This is a genomic window from Mesorhizobium jarvisii (assembly GCF_003601985.1).
Classification (GTDB): domain Bacteria; phylum Pseudomonadota; class Alphaproteobacteria; order Rhizobiales; family Rhizobiaceae; genus Mesorhizobium; species Mesorhizobium jarvisii.
In genome coordinates, this window is the sequence record NZ_QZXA01000003.1 from 558,385 (window position 1) to 575,562 (window position 17,178).

16 protein-coding genes are annotated in these 17,178 nt (G+C 63.4%); 9 read left to right on the forward strand and 7 right to left on the reverse strand.

Features of this window, described 5'->3' with window-relative positions:
• Window positions 1-16: 16 nt before the first annotated feature.
• A complete protein-coding gene (locus tag D3242_RS10400; RefSeq protein WP_064981088.1) occupies window positions 17-1,549 on the reverse strand; it encodes a sensor histidine kinase in 1,533 nt (510 codons plus the stop codon).
• Between the two features lie 154 nt (window positions 1,550-1,703).
• On the opposite strand from D3242_RS10400, the gene D3242_RS33465 reads away from it, so the two are divergent.
• Window positions 1,704-1,877, forward strand: a complete 174-nt coding sequence (locus tag D3242_RS33465; protein WP_081295889.1) for a hypothetical protein — start codon at window positions 1,704-1,706, stop codon at window positions 1,875-1,877.
• Window positions 1,878-1,906: 29 nt separating this feature from the next.
• Here the strand turns inward: D3242_RS33465 and D3242_RS10405 are convergent, their stop codons facing one another.
• Window positions 1,907-2,827 carry a diacylglycerol/lipid kinase family protein gene (locus D3242_RS10405; RefSeq protein ID WP_027047468.1) on the reverse strand — a complete coding sequence of 307 codons (921 nt, stop codon included), beginning with the start codon at window positions 2,825-2,827 and terminating at the stop codon, window positions 1,907-1,909.
• 286 nt (window positions 2,828-3,113) lie between these two features.
• Here D3242_RS10405 and D3242_RS10410 point away from each other — a divergent pair, with 286 nt between their 5' ends.
• The gene (locus D3242_RS10410; RefSeq protein WP_064981086.1) at window positions 3,114-4,436 is read left to right on the forward strand and encodes a PRC-barrel domain-containing protein; all 1,323 of its coding nucleotides are present in this window, start codon (window positions 3,114-3,116) and stop codon (window positions 4,434-4,436) included.
• Window positions 4,437-4,483: 47 nt separating this feature from the next.
• On the opposite strand, the gene D3242_RS10415 is transcribed toward D3242_RS10410, so the two are convergent.
• Window positions 4,484-6,052, reverse strand: a complete 1,569-nt coding sequence (locus D3242_RS10415) for an alkaline phosphatase family protein (protein ID WP_081295888.1) — start codon at window positions 6,050-6,052, stop codon at window positions 4,484-4,486.
• Window positions 6,053-6,278: 226 nt separating this feature from the next.
• Between D3242_RS10415 and D3242_RS10420 the strand changes: the two genes are divergently transcribed.
• From D3242_RS10420 to D3242_RS10435, 4 genes are all read left to right on the forward strand, one after another.
• Window positions 6,279-7,211 (forward strand): VOC family protein, encoded by a 933-nt coding sequence (locus tag D3242_RS10420; RefSeq protein WP_064981712.1) that lies wholly within the window; start codon window positions 6,279-6,281, stop codon window positions 7,209-7,211.
• Between the two features lie 3 nt (window positions 7,212-7,214).
• Window positions 7,215-7,835 carry an alpha/beta hydrolase gene (locus tag D3242_RS10425; protein WP_064981082.1) on the forward strand — a complete coding sequence of 207 codons (621 nt, stop codon included), beginning with the start codon at window positions 7,215-7,217 and terminating at the stop codon, window positions 7,833-7,835.
• 2 nt (window positions 7,836-7,837) lie between these two features.
• A complete protein-coding gene (locus D3242_RS10430) occupies window positions 7,838-8,137 on the forward strand; it encodes a GNAT family N-acetyltransferase (RefSeq protein ID WP_010911871.1) in 300 nt (99 codons plus the stop codon).
• 269 nt (window positions 8,138-8,406) lie between these two features.
• Window positions 8,407-9,465, forward strand: a complete 1,059-nt coding sequence (locus D3242_RS10435; protein WP_064981710.1) for a dipeptidase — start codon at window positions 8,407-8,409, stop codon at window positions 9,463-9,465.
• A 10-nt stretch (window positions 9,466-9,475) separates the two neighbouring features.
• Here the strand turns inward: D3242_RS10435 and D3242_RS10440 are convergent, their stop codons facing one another.
• Genes D3242_RS10440 through D3242_RS10455 form a run of 4 tightly spaced genes read right to left on the reverse strand, consistent with a single transcriptional unit; the run spans window position 9,476 to window position 14,158 of the window.
• Complete coding sequence (locus tag D3242_RS10440) at window positions 9,476-9,721, reverse strand: hypothetical protein (protein ID WP_064981080.1); 246 nt, start codon at window positions 9,719-9,721, stop codon at window positions 9,476-9,478.
• A gap of 2 nt (window positions 9,722-9,723) precedes the next feature.
• The gene (locus D3242_RS10445; protein ID WP_064981078.1) at window positions 9,724-10,983 is read right to left on the reverse strand and encodes an aminomethyl transferase family protein; all 1,260 of its coding nucleotides are present in this window, start codon (window positions 10,981-10,983) and stop codon (window positions 9,724-9,726) included.
• A 3-nt stretch (window positions 10,984-10,986) separates the two neighbouring features.
• Entirely contained in the window at window positions 10,987-12,552 is a 1,566-nt protein-coding gene (locus D3242_RS10450) for a phytoene desaturase family protein (protein WP_064981076.1), read from the reverse strand.
• Entirely contained in the window at window positions 12,539-14,158 is a 1,620-nt protein-coding gene (locus tag D3242_RS10455; protein ID WP_064981074.1) for a phytoene desaturase family protein, read from the reverse strand. Before D3242_RS10455 ends, D3242_RS10450 begins: the two co-directional genes overlap by 14 nt.
• Window positions 14,159-14,412: 254 nt before the next feature.
• Between D3242_RS10455 and D3242_RS10460 the strand changes: the two genes are divergently transcribed.
• Genes D3242_RS10460 through D3242_RS10470 form a run of 3 tightly spaced genes read left to right on the forward strand, consistent with a single transcriptional unit; the run spans window position 14,413 to window position 17,031 of the window.
• The gene (locus tag D3242_RS10460; protein ID WP_064981072.1) at window positions 14,413-15,207 is read left to right on the forward strand and encodes a class I SAM-dependent methyltransferase; all 795 of its coding nucleotides are present in this window, start codon (window positions 14,413-14,415) and stop codon (window positions 15,205-15,207) included.
• Window positions 15,208-15,213: 6 nt separating this feature from the next.
• Window positions 15,214-15,900, forward strand: coding sequence for a transcriptional regulator BetI (betI, locus tag D3242_RS10465; protein ID WP_019861571.1), 687 nt, complete (start codon window positions 15,214-15,216; stop codon window positions 15,898-15,900).
• Window positions 15,901-15,948: 48 nt separating this feature from the next.
• A complete protein-coding gene (locus tag D3242_RS10470) occupies window positions 15,949-17,031 on the forward strand; it encodes an ABC transporter substrate-binding protein (RefSeq protein WP_019861570.1) in 1,083 nt (360 codons plus the stop codon).
• The last annotated feature ends 147 nt before the right edge of the window (window positions 17,032-17,178 follow it).

Sequence of the window (17,178 nt, forward strand, 5' to 3'; positions counted from 1 at the left end):
TGGGATCAAAGATCCGTCACTTGGACAGATCTTCCAGCGGCATCGATATTTCGGCGAACACGCCTTCCGGCCGGAATTCATGGGTCACTTCGCTTGAAATGACCTTGGCCAGGCTGCGGCGGATGAGGATCGAGCCGAAGCCGTGGCGCTCCGGCGGGGCGACTTCGGGGCCGCCGCTTTCGCGCCAGGTCAGCACCAGGCGGCGGTTGCCCTTCCTGCCTTGCGTCTTCCAGCCGAGATCGACCTTGCCCGATGCAATCGACAGCGATCCATGTTGCAGCGCGTTGTTGGCCAGTTCGTGCAGGATAAGCCCGAGCCCGACGGCTTGGTCCGGCGACAGCAAGAGATCGGCGCCGGAGATCGTGATACGCGGCTGGTCAGCGGTGTCGAACGGCCTGATCTCGATCTGGACGAGTTCGCGGATGCCGATGCCGCGCCACTCGCGGTCGGACAAAAGGTTGTGGGCGATGCCCAGCGCCTGAAGCCGGGCGCCGAAGGCATCGAGGAATTCGCTGGGCTGGCGGGCATGACGCACGGTCTGCGTCGCCAGCGCCTGGACGGTCGCCAGCGTGTTCTTGACGCGATGGTTAAGCTCGCGCAGCAGAAGCCGCTGCCGCTCCTCGCCGAGCTTGCGTTCGGAGATGTCGTAGTTGACGCCGAAGATCAGCGTCGGCTTGCCATCGCCGTCGCGCTCGATGACGCGGCCGCGCGTGGCCACCCAGCGCGGCGGATGAAAGCCCTTCACCCGGTATTCGCCGAAATAGTCGTCGCTGCCGGACAGGGCATCGCGAAAGCGGGTTTCGGTCTGGTAGACATCGCGCGGGTCGATGGCGGTCAGGATGTCGCGCGCCCGCAGCCGGGTGGAGCGCGGCAGGTTGAACAGTTCCGATAGCCGGACATCGCATTCGATCATGTCGGTGCGGATGTCCCATGCCCAGCTGGCGAGCGAAGCCGCGTCGAGCGCGATGGCGCGCCGCTTTTCCTCGCGCGCCAGGGCTGCTTCGGCAATGGCGCCGCTGCGGGTGGCGTCCTTCAAGGTGAACAGGCTGGCGGCGAGGCCGGCCAGCGTCTTCAACTGGTCGAGCTTTGCCCCGGAAGGATAGGCGTGCGGTTTGCGGTCGAGCACGCACAGCGTGCCGATCCTGGCGCCTGCCACCACCATCGGCGCGCCGGCATAAAAGCGCACATGATGTTTGCCGGTGACCAGCGGGTTGGTTCTGAAGCGCGGGTCCGTCGTTGCGTCCGTCACCACCATGGGCTCGTCGCCGGCGGCGATGGCATGGGCGCAGAAAGAGATGCCGGTCGCGGTTTCGGTCTCGTCGAGGCCAAAGCACGACTTGAACCATTGCCGCTCGATGTCGACGAGTGTGACAAGGGCGGTGGGCGCCTGCATCACGGCCGCGGCAAGGCTGGTGATGCGGTCGAAATCCGGGTCAGCCGCCGTATCGAGCATCTCCAGCCCGTGCAGCACGGCCAGCCGGTCTTCGGCATTGACCGCCAGCGCCACCTCGGCCGGCAGGCTCGCTCGTATTTCTACCTTGTTATCCACCCCAAACCCCAAATGCCCATGCCGGTCTTCGCAGTCCTGCCGACGCACCGGCCCGTGACAAGCTTGCCTCCCGGAACCATCCTAGCGAGGAACCGTTACCCGACCGTGATTTGCCGAGTGCGCCGACGGGCGCAAAACGAAACAGGGACCGGCCATGACCAAGATCATTCCCGAGGACAAAGCGCGGCAGGGGCGGTGGGGCTGGCATGGCCTGCGCATCTTGATCGCCGGGCTGCTTCTGGCCTTTGCGGCTTGGGGCATCGCCGAAATCTATGGTGAGGTGGTCAAGACACCGGCGACGCAGCAAGGAAGCGCGCCGGGCGGCTAGATTTTCGGCCGTCATGGTTGGAGATTGCATCAGGCGGCCTTTGCCTCGGCGATGCTGGCCGGCACCAGGACATTCAGCGCGCCGGGCTGGATTTCGATCGTCGTCTCACGCTCGAGCCTGACCAGTTCGCCATCCATGACGGCGCGGAACTTTCTGCTGCCGGAATGGATTTTCAGGACGGTGCGGTCAGCCTGGTGAATCTCGACATGTTCGTTGTCGCGCCATTTGCCGCGCGCCACGTTGAATAGGAATTTCATCAGTTCGGCGCGCTGTTGCGCCACCGTGACGTAGATGCCGAGCACGCCGCCCGAAGGATTGTCCGCATAGGGCAGATGGCCTTCACCGAACAGATTGTTGGTGACGCCGATGCCTGAGATGCGCGCCGTCATCTCGGCCTTGCCGATAGCGAGCGTGACGTTCATCGCCGGCGGGTTCTTGATTGTCGCCCATGCCGCCTTGGCCGAAGCGCCGATCTTGCCCAGGCGCGAGCCGAATTCCATTCCCTGACGCAGTTGCACCATCTTCGCATGCATGCCGATCGAGAATTGATGAACGAAGGGACGGCCATTGGCGGTGGCCATGTCGACGGCGATGATCTCACCGTCGGCGAAGGATTTCAGCGCGGCATCGAGCGACTGCGGAATGCCGAGGCCACGCGCGAACAAGTTCATGGTGCCGGCCGGCAAGATGGCAAGCGCCTTTTTCTTGCCCATCAGTCTCGCGGCCGCCGCTGAAATGGTTCCGTCACCGCCACCCGCCAGCACGACATCGACGGCGCGGCGCGAGGCGGCGCTGTCGAGGCTCTCCACGACGTCCTTGCCGGCAACCACTTCGATACTCAGCGAATGGCCTGCCGTTTCCAGCGTCTGGCGCATCCTGTCGGAGAAGGCGGCGAGGTCGGTGGTGCGCAAGGTGCCGCCATCCCGGTTCAGCACCGCTGCAAATTTCATGCCCCGCTCCGTTATGTCAGTCCTAAACGGGCCGGGACGAACCCAGCCGCAGGCTGAAACGTGGCGATGCAGGAAAGGTTCCGTTCGAAACGGCGCAATTCAGCGCGTGTTCATCAGCGCCCGCGCAACTGTTGCGTGTTTTTCCTGTGCGAAATCCACGCCAGTTTTGTCGGAACAACGGCATGGTCACGACGTTGTGAACCCGTGGAGATGCCACGCCCGATCTTCCCAGCGACGGTTCAATCGGGCGCGGCGTGCATGAAATCACGCACCAGGAGAGACTACCATGATACGCACCCTTTTAGCCACGACCGCACTCGCAACGTTGATCGCGACGGGCGCGCTCGCGCAAAGCGGCACGACCCCTGCTCCAGCCAACCCACCTGCCGTTCAGGAGCCGGCTGCGGCCGCTCCGGTGCCGCGCGCTGAAGGCAGCATCGTCACCAACATCATCGGCGAATCCGTCTATAACGGTACCGGCGATGATGCCGAGAACATCGGCAAGGTCACTGATGTCGTCTTCGACAAGGACGGGATGGCCAAATCCGTCGTCATCGGCGTCGGAGGCTTTCTGGGCGTCGGGGCGAAGAATGTCGCCTTCGACTACGACAAGCTGCAATGGGCCGAAAAGAACGGCGACCGTTGGCTGGTGGCCCAGACAAGCAAGGACGAACTGACGGCGCATCCGGAGTTCGACAGCAAGCCCTACGGGCCTGCGCCGGCTCCTGCCACTTCCACCGACGCGGCAGCACCGAAAGCGCCTGCGACGACGGATACCGCACAGGCTCCTGCAGCCGCTCCGGCCGAGCCGATGAAGCGCGCCGACGGCAACCTCGCCACCAACATCATTGGTGAGACTGTCTACAACGGCACCGGCGACGACGCGCAGAACATCGGCAGCGTAAACGACATCGTGCTGTCCAAGGATGGCAAGGCCGAATCGCTGGTGATCGGCGTCGGCGGCTTCCTCGGCCTCGGCGCCAAGAACGTCACCTATGATTTCAACAAGGCCCAGTGGGCGGAGAAGAACGGCGACCGCTGGCTGGTGGCGCAGACCACCAAGGAAGAGCTGCAGGCGCAGCCGGATTTCAACCGCAAGGCCTATGATCCGGTGCCGGCAACCACGGCATCCAATGAGCCGGCGGCAACAGCTCCAGCCGCGACCACGGCTCCTGCCGCCGCGACTGCGGACAAGACGGCCGAAGCACCGGCGGCTACAGCCCCTGATGCCACCGCTCCTGACCAGACACAGACCGCAGCCATCGACAAGTCGACGCTGACCGAGATGCCGATTGGCGAAATCAGAGGTGAAGATCTGAAGGGCGCGACGGTCTATGGCGCCAATGACGCCAAGGTCGGCGAGATCGGCGATGTTGTGCTGACGCCCGATAAGAAGACGGATGCGGTGATCGTCAATGTCGGCGGCTTCCTCGGCATCGGTGAGAAGGAGGTTGCGGTCGGCCTGGATAATCTGAAGTTCATGACCGACAAGAACGGCAAGAAGTATCTCTACACCACCTTCACCAAGGAACAGCTCGAGGCGCAGCCTGCCTATGATAAGGGCAGCTATGCCGAGAAGCGTGACCAGCAGCGCCTGATTGTGAAGTAGGGCAGTAGGGCAGTAGGGCAGTAGGGCAGTAGGGCAGTAGGCAAGCCCTATTCCCTACTGCCTATTCTCTTGCTCACATGTCCTACCACGCCATTCTCCGTCAGCTCCGCCAGCGCCAGCGACTGGTCGAGATGTTCGGCCCGCCAGGCGAGAAGCCGTTCGGCGAATTGCAGGCGGGTGGACAGATGCGCAGGGCTGCCGGCGAGGTTGGTCAGTTCGCTAGGGTCTGCCTCGACGTTGAAAAGCAGAGGTGGCAAGCCGCCGCCAAAATGCACGTATTTGAATTTTTTGGTGCGGATGACCGCCAGGTTGCATTGGCGCGAGGCAATGCCGAAATGCGCTTCGGCGTCGCCGTCCGCGATCGAGCGGAAATCGAACTCCCAATGCGCGGAGTCACGCCAGGTGGCAGGGCTTCCGCCGCTCAGGAATGGTTTCAGCGAGCATCCGTCGAGATGCTGTTCGGGGGGCTCGCCAAGCAGGTCTATAAGCGTGGGCAAGATGTCTACCGCTTCGGTGAAGCGATCGACCGTGCTGCCGGCCGCCTTGCGATGCCGCGGGTCGCGAATGATAAGCGGGATGTGGTAGCTGCCGTCGAAGTAGCCGCCCTTGCCCAGCGCGTAATGGTCACCCATCATCTCGGCGTGGTCCGAGGTCAGCACAATGATGGTGTCGTCCCACGCGCCTGAAAGCTTGAGCGCCTGCCATATCAGGCCAAGCTGAGTATCGACCTCCGAGATCATGCCGTAATAGATCGCCCGGATACGGCGGAAATCATCCTCGCTCCAGTCGTGCACCTTGCCAGCGGCGCCGGGGCGGAAATTCGCGCGATACCGCTGGCTGAGATCATAAGCGAGATAGGGATGGCCCTGCGCTTCGGCCCGCCAGCTTTCCGCCCGGTGAAAGGCCGGGCCGTCGGCCGGATCGTATAGCGTGTTGTAGGGCTCCGGCACGATGAAGGGCGGGTGCGGACTGATGAAGGACAGATGCGCGAACCAGGGCGTGGTCTGTTCCTGCTCGCCGAGCCAGCGGATGAACTCACCGGCAAGGAAGGCCGTCGGCGTATGGTCCTTCGAATAGATTGGCGGCGCCTCGGTCACGGTATCATCGTCTTCCTCGCCTGCAGGACGATGGATGTCAGGAGATCCGGCACTGGCATCAATACCCTGCTGCTTCAGCCAGGAGAGCCATTGCTTCTGATGCTCGGGCAGCAGCTGGCGTACCGTGAATCCCGGCAGCACGCCTTCATAGCTTCTCAGCCTTGGATCACCTGAAGTCAGCAGGCGCGGGTCGAGCGCCACGTCGGTGTAGCCGAACAGCGTCGGATCGTAGCCGATGCTGCGCGCGTGCTGCGCGATGTTGCCATGACGGGCGTCCAGCGGTGAGCCGTTGCGGCAGACGCGGTTGTTCATCTGGTAGAGGCCGGTGTAAAGGCAGGCACGCGCCGGCGAGCAAGGAGCCGCGCCGCCATAGTGCTGCTTGAACAGCACGCCCTCGGCGGCCAGCGCGTCGGCATTCGGCGTCCTCACCACGGGATGGCCGGCGGCCGACAGGCAATCGCCGCGCCATTGGTCGCAAGTGATCAGGAGAACGTTCGGGCGCCTGGCTTTTCCTGTCACTCGCGATACCTTTCGCTGCATGGTCGAATGCCATTCATGGAACCGATTTCCGGCAAGGGCGCAAGACCGCCCGTGTTAGCCTTTTGGTGAACAAGACTCTTTTGACTGTTCACTTTTACAGCACAGTCCATTCTGTGTTTGCCGCCTTTGCCGCAAGCGGTCGTGTCCTCATATTGGCGTGGACAGCGGCGAGGGCCGCACAAACAACAAGGGAAGGAGCAAGACAATGCTCGACCAGATCAAGGGTCTCCATCACGTCACCTCGATGGCGAGGGATGCCCGGCAGAACAATGATTTCTTCACCCACAAGCTCGGCCTGCGCCGCGTCAAGAAGACGGTCAATTTCGACGCGCCCGACGTCTACCATCTTTATTATGGCGACGAGGTTGGCACGCCCGGTTCGGTGATGACCTATTTTCCGTTTCCCAACATCGGCAAGGGCCGTCCCGGCGTCGGCGAAGTCGGCACCACGGTCTACTCCGTCCCGGAAGGCACGCTCGCCTATTGGGAAAAACGCTTCGCCGACCAAGGCGTGAACGGTGTTTCCCGCGAGGAGAGTTTTGGTGAGAAGCGGCTCAGATTTGCCGGCCCCGATGGCGACGGTTTCGCGCTTGTCGAGGACAAGACCGATAGCAGGGCGCCGTGGGCCAAAGGCGGCATTGCGACCGATGAGGCGATCCGCGGCTTCCACTCGGTTTCGCTCAGGCTGAAGGATGGCGGCGCCACCGAGGAGCTGTTGAAATTCATGGGCTACGAGGAAGTCGACAAATCAGGCAATGTCAGGCGGCTTGCGGTGAAGAACGGCAACGGCGCCGATGTCGTCGACATCGAATCGCTGCCGACCGCGGCCTTCGCCGACCTTGGCGCCGGCTCGGTGCATCACGTCGCCTTCGCCGTCGAGAACCGCGCCAAGCAGCTCGAAGTGCGCAAGGCGTTGATGGATACGGGCTACGGGGTGACGCCGGTGATCGACCGCGATTATTTCTGGGCGATCTATTTCCGCACGCCGGGCGGCGTTCTGTTCGAAGTCGCCACCAACGAGCCGGGCTTCGACAGGGATGAGGACACCGCACATCTGGGCGAAGCGCTGAAGCTGCCGACGCAGCACCAGCATTTGCGGCCCTATCTCGAACAGCATCTGCAGAAGCTGGAAGGCTGAGCCATGAGCAAGGACGCTTACATCCACAAGGTGCTGCCCGGTTCGCCGGGCGGCCCCATGCTTTTCGTCTTTCACGGCACCGGCGGCGACGAGAGCCAGCTTCTGTCGCCGGGGCGCGATCTCGTGCCCCAAGCCACCATCATCTCGCCGCGCGGCGATGTGTCCGAATATGGCGCGGCGCGCTTCTTTCGCCGCACCGGCGAAGGCGTCTACGACATGGACGACCTGGCGCGGGCAACCGACAAGATGGCGGCCTTCGTCAAGGCGCATGTCGAGGCTGCGAAGCCCTCGATTGTGCTTGGCCTCGGCTATTCCAACGGCGCCAACATATTGGCGTCCGTGGTGTTCGCCGAGCCCGAGCTGTTCGACGCCACGGTGCTGATGCATCCGCTGATCCCGTTCGAACCGCAGGTCCAGGGCAGCCTCGCCGGCCGTCACATGCTGCTGACCGCCGGCAAGCGCGATCCGATCTGCCCGTCGAACCTGACGACGCGGCTCGAGGCCTATTTGCGTGCCGACGGTGCCGATGTCACAGTGGAATGGCACGAAGGCGGGCACGAGGTGAGGCCAAATGAAATCGAAGCGGCCCGGCGGCTCTTTGCCGGTGTCGCTCAAGGAGTTTAGACATGCCCGACCAACTGCCCGAAATCGAACTGGAAGACCGCGGCTCCAAGGGGCGCTATGTGCTGCGGGGCCCTGGAGGCGCCGAGGCCGAGATGACCTTCACCAAGATCGGTGAACACCAGATCATCATCGACCACACCGAAGTGCCGGACGCGTTTCGCGGCCAGGGTGCCGGGCTTAGGCTCGTCACCCGCGCCGTCGAGGATGCGCGCGCGGCGGGCAAGAAGATCATCCCGCTTTGCCCGTTCGCCAACGCCCAGTTCCGCCGCCACGCGGAATGGGCCGACGTGCTGAAGCACTAGAGCGTTTCACCGTTTCATGGAAACGGCGAACCACTCTAACTCTTTGTTTTAACGCAATTTCCTAGGGAAAGCGCTACGCGCTTTTCCCGGGAAAACCGCTCACACTTTTCCTGGAATTGCTCTAGGAAGCGCAGGCACGTCATCGACAGGCAGCGAGGGGATAAAAGGGCAGTCCCCGCTGCCGGTTGGCTTTGTCATTTGCCGCGACCAGATATCTTGCCTAGATATGATGTCTCGCCGTGCCGACAAACGAACTGAATGATCCCCCGATGACCGAAACCGACCTCGTCCCCGTCTTCGACGGCCACAACGATACGCTGCTCAGGCTGTATCAATCGAAGGACAGGGACGTCGAAAAACTGTTCGTTGAAGGCAAGTCGGGCGGCCATATCGACCTGCCGCGCGCTAAGGCTGGCGGCTTCGCCGGCGGCATGTTCGCGATCTTTCCGCCGCCGGTCGAAAAAGCCAGGCGCAGCGCCGTACCCCTGGCGCCGAGCGACAGCGAGCCGCTGCCGCCGGAGGTGCCGCGCGCCGATGCGCTCAACTCGACGATCGCGATGGCCTCGATCTTGTTTCGGCTGGAACGGGCCGGGGCGCTGGCCGTCTGCCGCACTGCCGGCGATGTGCGCAACGCCATGGCCAAAGGCACGATCGCCGCGGTGTTCCACATCGAGGGCGTCGAGGCGATCGATCCGGAACTGACCATGCTCGACGTGTTGCACGCCGCCGGCCTGCGCTCGCTCGGCATCGTCTGGAGCCGGCCGAATGCCTTTGGCCACGGCGTGCCGTTCCGCTTTCCGTCCTCGCCGGATACCGGCCCGGGGCTGACCGACGCCGGCAAGGCGCTGGTCAAGGCCTGCAACGAACTGAAGATCATGATCGATCTTTCGCATCTCAACGAGAAGGGTTTTCGCGATGTCGCCGGTCTCAGCGACGCGCCGCTGGTCGCCACCCACTCCAACGTGCATGCGCTTTGCACCCATTCGCGCAATCTCACCGACTGGCAACTCGGCGCCATACGCGAGTCCGGCGGCATGGTCGGGCTGAACTTCGCCACCGGCTTCCTGCGCGAGGACGGCCGCATGAATGCCGACACCAGCCTCGACATCATGGTGCGTCATGTCGATTCCCTGCTGCAGGCGCTGGGCGAGGACGGCGTCGGCCTCGGCTCCGATTTCGACGGGGCGATGATCCCGGCCGTCATCGGCGACGTCGCCGGCCTGCCGAAGCTGATCGATGCCTTGGCGGCGCGTGGTTTTGGCCGTGCCCTGATCGAGAAGATCGCTTACCGCAACTGGCTGAGCATGCTGGAAAGAACCATTGGATAGCGCGCAGGTGCTACTCGAAGCCGATCCTTTTGAGCCAATCCTTGCCGACGCCGCGATCGCGGATGATCGGCAGCGGGTTCTCCGAATCGAGCCGCGCGCAGATGCGGTAGACCTCGAGCGTCTCGGCGCTCATCTCGCCGCGCTTGTAGAAGAACATGGCGGCGGCATAGCGCGTGCGGCCGGACCATTTTTCGCCGAGCGGCGTGTTGACCAGCTCCCACTGCTCGGCCGCCTCCAGCTCTGCTTCGTCGGCCATGGTCAGAAATCCGCCGGCGGATTGGCGGTGCGGCGGTCGAGCTTGATGAAGGGCCGCGCCACGACCTTGGCCCGTTTCATCAGCTTCTGATATTGCAGCTCGCGCATGGCGTAGATCTCGACCCAGAGGTCTTCGACGACAGTATCACCATAGGGCCGCACCAGCGAGGCGATGGCGATGTTGCGCTTGGCCATCGGCGACCACATGGCGGCGCTGACCAGGCCAACCTCCTGGCTCTTCTTGTGATAGACGATGGCGTGTTCGGCCGGGATGTTGCCCTCGATCTCCAGCCCGACCAGCACATGGCGCAGCTTGCGTTTGGCGCGCGCCTCGAAGATGGCGCGGCGGCCGTTGAAATGGGCTTTCTGCGGATCGATCATGAAGCCGAGACCGATCTCGTCGGGCCTGCGCAAGCGATCGGCGCGGATGGCGTGCTCTGCGGTGGTGAAGTCGGCATTGGCAACGATCAGCCCGGCCTCGAGCCGCGCGCGGTTGAGCGCGGTGTAGCCGATGGCCCTGATACCGCGCAGCTCGCCCGCGGTCATCAGCCGGTCCCAAAGGCTCAGCGCCTTGTCGGCCGAAACGAACAGTTCGTAGCCGAGATCGCCGGTGAAGCCGGTGCGCGAGATGGTGACGGTTGCGTCGTCGTGCGGGAAATCCATGAGGTCGAAAACCTTGAGTTTTTCGACTCCGGCGAAACCGGCGTCGCGGAGCACGGCGAAGGAGGTCGGCCCTTGCAGAGCGAGTCCGGCAACAGCTTCGGTTTCTTCGTCGACGGTGACGTCGAAACCAATGGCGCTGTCGAGCAGCCAGGGCAGATGCCGCTCCTGCGAGCACAGCCGGAACCGCGTCGGCGACAACCGGAACAGCGTGCCGTCGTCGAGGACGAAGCCCTCGTCGTCGCACCACGCCGTGTAGTGGACGCGGCCCGGCCTGAGCCTGGTGACGTCGCGCAAGGTGACGCGGTCGAGGAAGGCTTCGGCATCCGGCCCTTCGATCCGGTATTTGGTCATCGGCGAGATGTCGAACAAAGCCGCCTGGCTGCGGATGGCAAAGTATTCGAGTTCCTCGTCCCACAGCGAATGCGGCGCGCGATAGCCGGCCCAATTGTACCAGTCCTGGGTTTTGGCCAGTGCGTCGAGGCGCGGCTGGAACGGTGTGCCGAGGCGCAGCGTGCGGAAATGGGATTGCGCATCGATGCGGGCCGAGACAGCCGCATCTTCTGTCTTTGCAACGGGCCTCTTCCTGGTTGCCTGGGCCATGACCTATCCCTTCATCGCAATGATGCGTCGCGCGGCGTTGAGGCCTGGGGCGCCGGAGACGCCGCCACCGGGATGCGAGCCGGCGCCGGCCAGGAACAGCCCTTCGAGCGGCGTGTCGTAGCCCGACCAGCCGGAGACGGGCCGCGAGATCAGCATCTGGTCGGCCTGCAGCTCGCCGTGGTGCCAATGGCCGCCGGGCATGCGGTAGCGCGCCTCGATATCGGCCGGTGTCAAAAGCTCGGCGTGAACAACGCTCTCGCCGATGCCAGGCGCGTAAGCCTCAAGCTGCGCCATGATGGCCTCGAGGAATTTCGGCTTGCCCGCAGCCCAGCCCTCCTTCAACGCGTAGGGCGCGTATTGCACCACCGCTGAGAGCACACAGGCGCCATCAGGCGCGTGCGATGGATCGGCGAGGCTGGGCAGCGTGATTTCCATCACCGGTTCGGGCGAGAATTCGCCATACTTGCTTGGGTTGAAAGCGCGCTCGACATGATCGGGCGAAGGCGCAATCACAAGCCGCCCGTTGTGAGCGGCGGCATCGGCGCCGGTGAATTGCGGCGGCCGGTCGAGCGCCAGGTGAAGTTTGGCGGCATCGCCCTTCATGCGGATGTTTTTCATCTTGCGCACGAAACCGGTGTCGATCTCGCGAGGTCCGACAAGGTCTAGGAAAGTGGTTGCCGGACTGATCGCCGAGACAATGGTCCTGGCGCGCAGTTCCTCGCCCGTCTCGAGCGCGACGCCAACGGCACGGCCTTTCTCGACGATGATTCTTGCCACCGCAACCGATGTGCGGATGGTGACGCCAGCCTTCTCCGCCGCGGACCGAATGGCGGCGACGACTGCGCCCATACCGCCTTGCGGCAGGACCTGCGCACCGGCCGCTCCACCGGTCTCGCCGGCCAGGCGATAGTAGAGGCCGAGCAACGAGGCCGGCGACCGCGAGCCGAGATGGCTGCCGAGCGTCGCGTCGAAGGCGAGCAGGCCTTTCAGCCTGTCATCTTCGAGCTGCTCGTCGAGCAGGTCGGCGACGTTCATCAAGAGCACGCGCAGGAAGTCGCGCATGTCTTCCTTGCCGAGTTTTTTCAGCGCCAGGGCGGTCTGGCCGAGCCCTGCGGTCTCCAGCAACGACATGGCGGCGAGATCGGGCGGGCGGCGCGACAGGAAGGGCTTCAGCATGCCGGCATAGCGCAGCAATTGCGCGCGCAAGTCTTTCCAGGCCGACTGTTCGGAGGAACTGGTGCCCGTCAGCACCTCACCATAGGCGCCATGCAGCATCAGCGCCGGGCCGTCCTTCGACAGTGCCACCGACGGCAGGAAGTCGGCGCGGGCGAATTGCAGCCCATGCCTCTCCAGGTCCAGCGTCTTCACCACATCGGGATGCAACCGGTTCAGCAGATGAGCGACCGACGAGACGCGAAAGCCCGGGGCAAATTCCTCGGTGCGCGCGGCGCCGCCGACTTCGCTTCCAGCCTCCAGCACCAGCACCTTGCGGCCGGCTTTGGCCAGCGTGGCTGCGGCGACGAGGCCGTTGTGGCCGCCGCCAATGACGATTGCATCAAATGACGTCATGGGCTGGGCTCATATGCGAGGTGGATTTGGCGAGATCGCGCAGGATTTCGGCGGCTGAATTGCGGCCGGGCGCGCCCATGACACCGCCGCCCGGGTGGGTCGAGGAGCCGCACATATAGAGGCCGCCGACCGGCGAGCGGTACTGCGCGTAGCCTGGCACCGGGCGGTTGAACAGAAGCTGGTCGAAGGTCAGTTCGCCCTGGAAAATATTGCCTTCGGTCAAGCCGACCTCCGCTTCGATTTCGCGCGGCGTGCGCACCTCCATATGGACGATGCGGTCGCGGAAGCCGGGCGAGTACTCGGCGATCTGCGCAATCACGCTCTCGGCGAAACCGTCGCGATCGGCATCGGTCCAGTCGCGGCCGTTCACCTTGGGCGGGGCGTATTGCACGAAGCAGCTCATGAAGTGCTTGCCTGATGGAGCCATGGTCGGGTCGAGCGTTGTCGGGATGACCATGTCGAGGAAGGGGTCCGCCGACCAGCGCCCGGCCTTCCAGTCGTCATAGGCGCGCTCCATGCGCTCCATCGAATCTGTGAAATGCATGTCGCCGCGATAGACCGGTGAATCCTTCGGCAAAGCGGGGAATTCCGGCAGGGAATCCAGCGCGATGTTGACCTTGCCGGAGGAGCCGCGGATCTTGAAGTTCTTCACCCGGCGCAGGAAAATATCGGGCAGTTCCTTCTCCTCAACGAGCTTCAGGAAGGTGCGCTTCACGTCGGCATTGGAGACGACGAGCTTGCCGTAGATTTCCTCACCGCCGGCCAGCACCACGCCCTTGGCCTTGCCGCGGCTTACCAGCACATGGTCGACCTCGGCGCCGGTGCGGATGGTGCCGCCCGAGGCCTTGAACGACGCGGCGAGCGCCTTGGTGACGGCACCCATGCCGCCGCGCGCATAGCCCCAGGCACCGACCGAGCCGTCGACCTCGCCCATATAGTGGTGCAAGAGCACATAGGCCGTGCCGGGCGACATCGGCCCGAGCGCGGTGCCGATGATGCCGGACAGAGCGAAGTTCGCCTTGATGACATCGGTCTCGAAATACTCGTCGAGGAAGTCCGAGATCGACATCGTCCAGAAGCGCAGCGTCAGCGCCATCTCTTCGGCCGACAGGCCGGCGAATTTCTTGCCGAGATAAAGAAGCTCGCCAAGGTCGCGCGGCTTGAGGCTGGTCGGGTCGGGCGCGGTGCGCATCAAAAGCGGCTGGATGAAGCGGCACTGCCGCGTCACGTCGCGGGCGTAGCGGTCATAGGCTTCGGCATCGCGCCTGGAGAAGCGGGCGAATTCGCGCCGATGCACATCATGGTCGCGGTAGTTGGCGAGATAGTCTCCGTCGCGGGTGAACACCGCGCCGCCTTCATAGGAAATGACCTGCAGGCCGAAGCGCGGCAGTTCGAGGTCGCGCATGATCTCGGGGCGAAACAGCGAGCAGACATAGGAGCAGTTGGAATAGAGGAAGCCCGGCGTCAGCTCGCGGCTGGTGGCCGCACCCCCGACCCAGTCGTTCTTCTCCACCACCAGCACGTCGAGCCCGGCGCGCTGCAGGTAGCAGGCATTGACCAGGCCATTGTGTCCGCCGCCGATGACGATCGCGTCCCAAGCTTTCATTGTGGCCCAGTCTCTTTGTTTCCAAGCAATTCCCAAGCGAAAACCGCCCACATTTTTCCTGGAATTGCTCTGTGCGACCCGCTGTTCATTTTTGCGTGATCTGTTCCCGAATGCGCGGAATTTGGCACGGTATCGGGCATTCTGTCCAGTCATTCTGAATGAATGTTCAACAAATGATATTGCGTTTTCCCCGGCATGCGCTAGGCTTTGCCGGTGTTCGAAACGGGCATTCATCGATTGGGGATCGAGGGCTGATGATCGAAACGGCAGATGCCGAGTATGACGATACCGCCATCCGCTTCCTCGAGGCGCTGTGGGGCGATGGCTACCTGTCGCCGGGCGGGCCTGAAGAGGTCGACCGGGTTGTCGAAGGGCTTTCGTTCGAGGGCAAGACGGTGCTCGACATTGGCTGCGGCTCCGGCGGCATCACGCTGCATCTGGTCGAGCGCCATGGCGCCGCCCACGCCACCGGCTTCGATGTCGAACAGCCGGTGATCGAGGCGGCCAGGCGGCGAGCCGCCGCGCACGGGCTCTCGGACCGCGCCAGCTTCGTCCAGGCGCCACCCGGAGCGCTGCCTTTCGCCGATCGCTCCTTCGATGTCGTCTTTTCCAAGGACGCACTGCTGCATGTTCCTGACAAGGACGGCCTGTTCGCCGAGATCTTCCGCGTGCTGAAACCGGGCGGCGTCTTTGCCGCCTCCAACTGGATGATCGGGCATGACGGCGAACCTTCACCCCAGATGAAGGCCTATATCGCGGCGGAAGGGCTGTCCTTCGCCATGGCCTCGCCGGCGCGCTATGCGCAAGCGATGCGGCGCGCCGGCTTTGCCGATGTCACCGTCACGGACCGTAACCCCTGGTACCGCGAGGTGGCGCGCGGCGAGCTGGAAAGGCTGAAAGGACCGCTCTATGCGCCGGTTGCCGCCGTGGTCGGCGCTGCCTATGTCGACAAGAACATCCGAACCTGGGAGGCCATGCAGAAGGTGCTTGACAGTGGCGAGCACCGTCCCACTCATCTGCGCGGTTGGAAGCCGGATGCGATTGGATAGCCGGCGATGCTGGAGACGATCACACCCATGAAAACGGCAGATGCCAAGGATGCCCTCCTTGAACCGGCGGGGAAAGCCGAGACCGAGAAGCGCGGACGCAAGGCTTCGAAGGAGGTCCGTCAGCTGCAGCTGATCGAGGCGACGATCGATTCGCTGGCCAAGCGCGGCTATGCCGAGACGACGATGGCTGATGTCGCCGATGGCGCGGGCCTGTCGCGTGGCATCGTCAACTTCCATTTCGAGAGCAAGGAAAAGCTGCTGATCGCGACGCTGCAGCACATGTATGACGAGTATTCGGCGCATTGGCGCGCCTCTCTTGAGAAGGCAGGCGACGATCCGGCGCGGCAGCTGCAGCAGCTGGTATGGGCCGACTTCGACCGCTCGATCTGCAACAAGCGCAAGCTCGCTGCCTGGCTGGCCTTCTGGGGCGAGGCCAAGTCGCGTCCGACCTATCAGGCGCTGAGCAGTTCGCGCGATGCCTATTACCAGCAGGTCTTCATCGATCTGTGCACGACGCTCAAGCAGAGCGGCTCATATGCCTATGAGCCGCAGGTGATGGCGCTGGCGCTGTCGGCCATGCTGGAAGGGCTGTGGCTGCGGCTGATGATGGGCACAGAGGACACAACGCGCGAAACTGCCTTGCAGGCCGCCAACGCTTTCTTGGCCGCTGCCTTCCCGAAGCATTACGGTTAGCAACAGCCGGCCACCAAGACCGGCAAGACCAAAAGAGGATGGAACAGCATGAAGAACCTTAGCCGACGCCTGACATTGACATTGGCGCTGGGCGGCGCGCTGGCGGCTTCGGCGGCAGCGTTTGCCGTTGCCGCCGACAAGGACCTGATCGTGTTCGACTGGTCGGGCTACGAGGATGCGAGCTTCCATCCGAAATATGTCGAGAAGAACGGCGATTCGCCGACCTTCGCCTTCTTCGGCGACGAAGACGAGGCGTTCGAGAAGGTGCGCTCGGGTTTCAAGGCCGATCTCGGCCACCCCTGCTCGCAGAGCGTGACGAAGTGGCGCGAGGCGGGTCTCCTGCAGCCGCTCGACACGTCGAAGATCACGGGCTGGAAGGACCTCAATCCCGGCATCATGGCGATGAAAAATCTCGCCACCACCGATGACGGCAAGGCGTGGTTCATGCCTTGGGACTGGGGCAACACGCAGCTCACCTACAACGCCTCCAAGATCGACGCCAAAGAGGTCCAGTCGCTGAAGGCGTTTGCCGATCCGAAGTTCAAGGGCCGGGTGTCGATCGGCGACAATGTCGACGACGCCTATGCGCTGGCGAGCCTCGCCATCGGCCTGAGGGACTGGACCAAGATGACGGACGACCAGTTCAAGCAGGCTTCCGACTTCCTGCGCCAGGTGCACAAGAACGTCCGCTCCTACTGGACCGATACCACCGATATCGTGCAGCTGTTGAGCGGCGGCGAGGTCGACCTCGCCTGGGCCTGGAACGATGCCACGGTGCAGTCCGTCAAGGCGGGCGTGCCGATCAAGTCGGTAAAGGATACGAATGAAGGCATCTCGACCTGGGTCTGCGGCTATGTGCTGTTCAAGGACGCGCCCGGCAACATTGACAAGGCCTATGACTATCTGAACGCCATCAACGATCCGGAGACCGCCAAGGTGCTGGTCAAGGACTGGGGCTATGGCCAGGCCAACGCCAAGGGCATGGCCGGCGTCGATCAGGTGATCCTCAAGGAAAAAGGCTATGACGACGTGCAGAAATTCGTCGACAAGACACTGTTCCAGTCGCCGTTGCCATCCGATCTCAAGCTGAAGATGATCGCCGAATTCGAGAAGATCAAAGCCGGGTATTGAGCGGTGGTTAAAGGTGCTGCGCAGACCTCGATTTTCCCATCATTTGAGACGTTTGCGCCGCCCCTCACCTGCCTGCCGGCATCCGCTCCCCGTATAGTGACTGGGAGAGGGGCGCTCTCATCGATGGTTTCGCCAATCTCCAGCGTT

Excerpts from the sequence above, each read along its gene's own strand:
- D3242_RS33465 (WP_081295889.1), top strand. The coding sequence starts at position 1,704 with ATGACCAAGATCATTCCCGAGGACAAAGCGCGGCAGGGGCGGTGGGGC.
- D3242_RS10405 (WP_027047468.1), bottom strand. The coding sequence starts at position 2,827 with ATGAAATTTGCAGCGGTGCTGAACCGGGATGGCGGCACCTTGCGCACC.
- D3242_RS10410 (WP_064981086.1), top strand. The coding sequence starts at position 3,114 with ATGATACGCACCCTTTTAGCCACGACCGCACTCGCAACGTTGATCGCG.
- D3242_RS10420 (WP_064981712.1), top strand. The coding sequence starts at position 6,279 with ATGCTCGACCAGATCAAGGGTCTCCATCACGTCACCTCGATGGCGAGG.
- D3242_RS10425 (WP_064981082.1), top strand. The coding sequence starts at position 7,215 with ATGAGCAAGGACGCTTACATCCACAAGGTGCTGCCCGGTTCGCCGGGC.
- D3242_RS10430 (WP_010911871.1), top strand. The coding sequence starts at position 7,838 with ATGCCCGACCAACTGCCCGAAATCGAACTGGAAGACCGCGGCTCCAAG.
- D3242_RS10435 (WP_064981710.1), top strand. The coding sequence starts at position 8,407 with ATGACCGAAACCGACCTCGTCCCCGTCTTCGACGGCCACAACGATACG.
- D3242_RS10440 (WP_064981080.1), bottom strand. The coding sequence starts at position 9,721 with ATGGCCGACGAAGCAGAGCTGGAGGCGGCCGAGCAGTGGGAGCTGGTC.
- D3242_RS10445 (WP_064981078.1), bottom strand. The coding sequence starts at position 10,983 with ATGGCCCAGGCAACCAGGAAGAGGCCCGTTGCAAAGACAGAAGATGCG.
- D3242_RS10450 (WP_064981076.1), bottom strand. The coding sequence starts at position 12,552 with ATGACGTCATTTGATGCAATCGTCATTGGCGGCGGCCACAACGGCCTC.
- D3242_RS10455 (WP_064981074.1), bottom strand. The coding sequence starts at position 14,158 with ATGAAAGCTTGGGACGCGATCGTCATCGGCGGCGGACACAATGGCCTG.
- D3242_RS10460 (WP_064981072.1), top strand. The coding sequence starts at position 14,413 with ATGATCGAAACGGCAGATGCCGAGTATGACGATACCGCCATCCGCTTC.
- betI (WP_019861571.1), top strand. The coding sequence starts at position 15,214 with ATGCTGGAGACGATCACACCCATGAAAACGGCAGATGCCAAGGATGCC.
- D3242_RS10470 (WP_019861570.1), top strand. The coding sequence starts at position 15,949 with ATGAAGAACCTTAGCCGACGCCTGACATTGACATTGGCGCTGGGCGGC.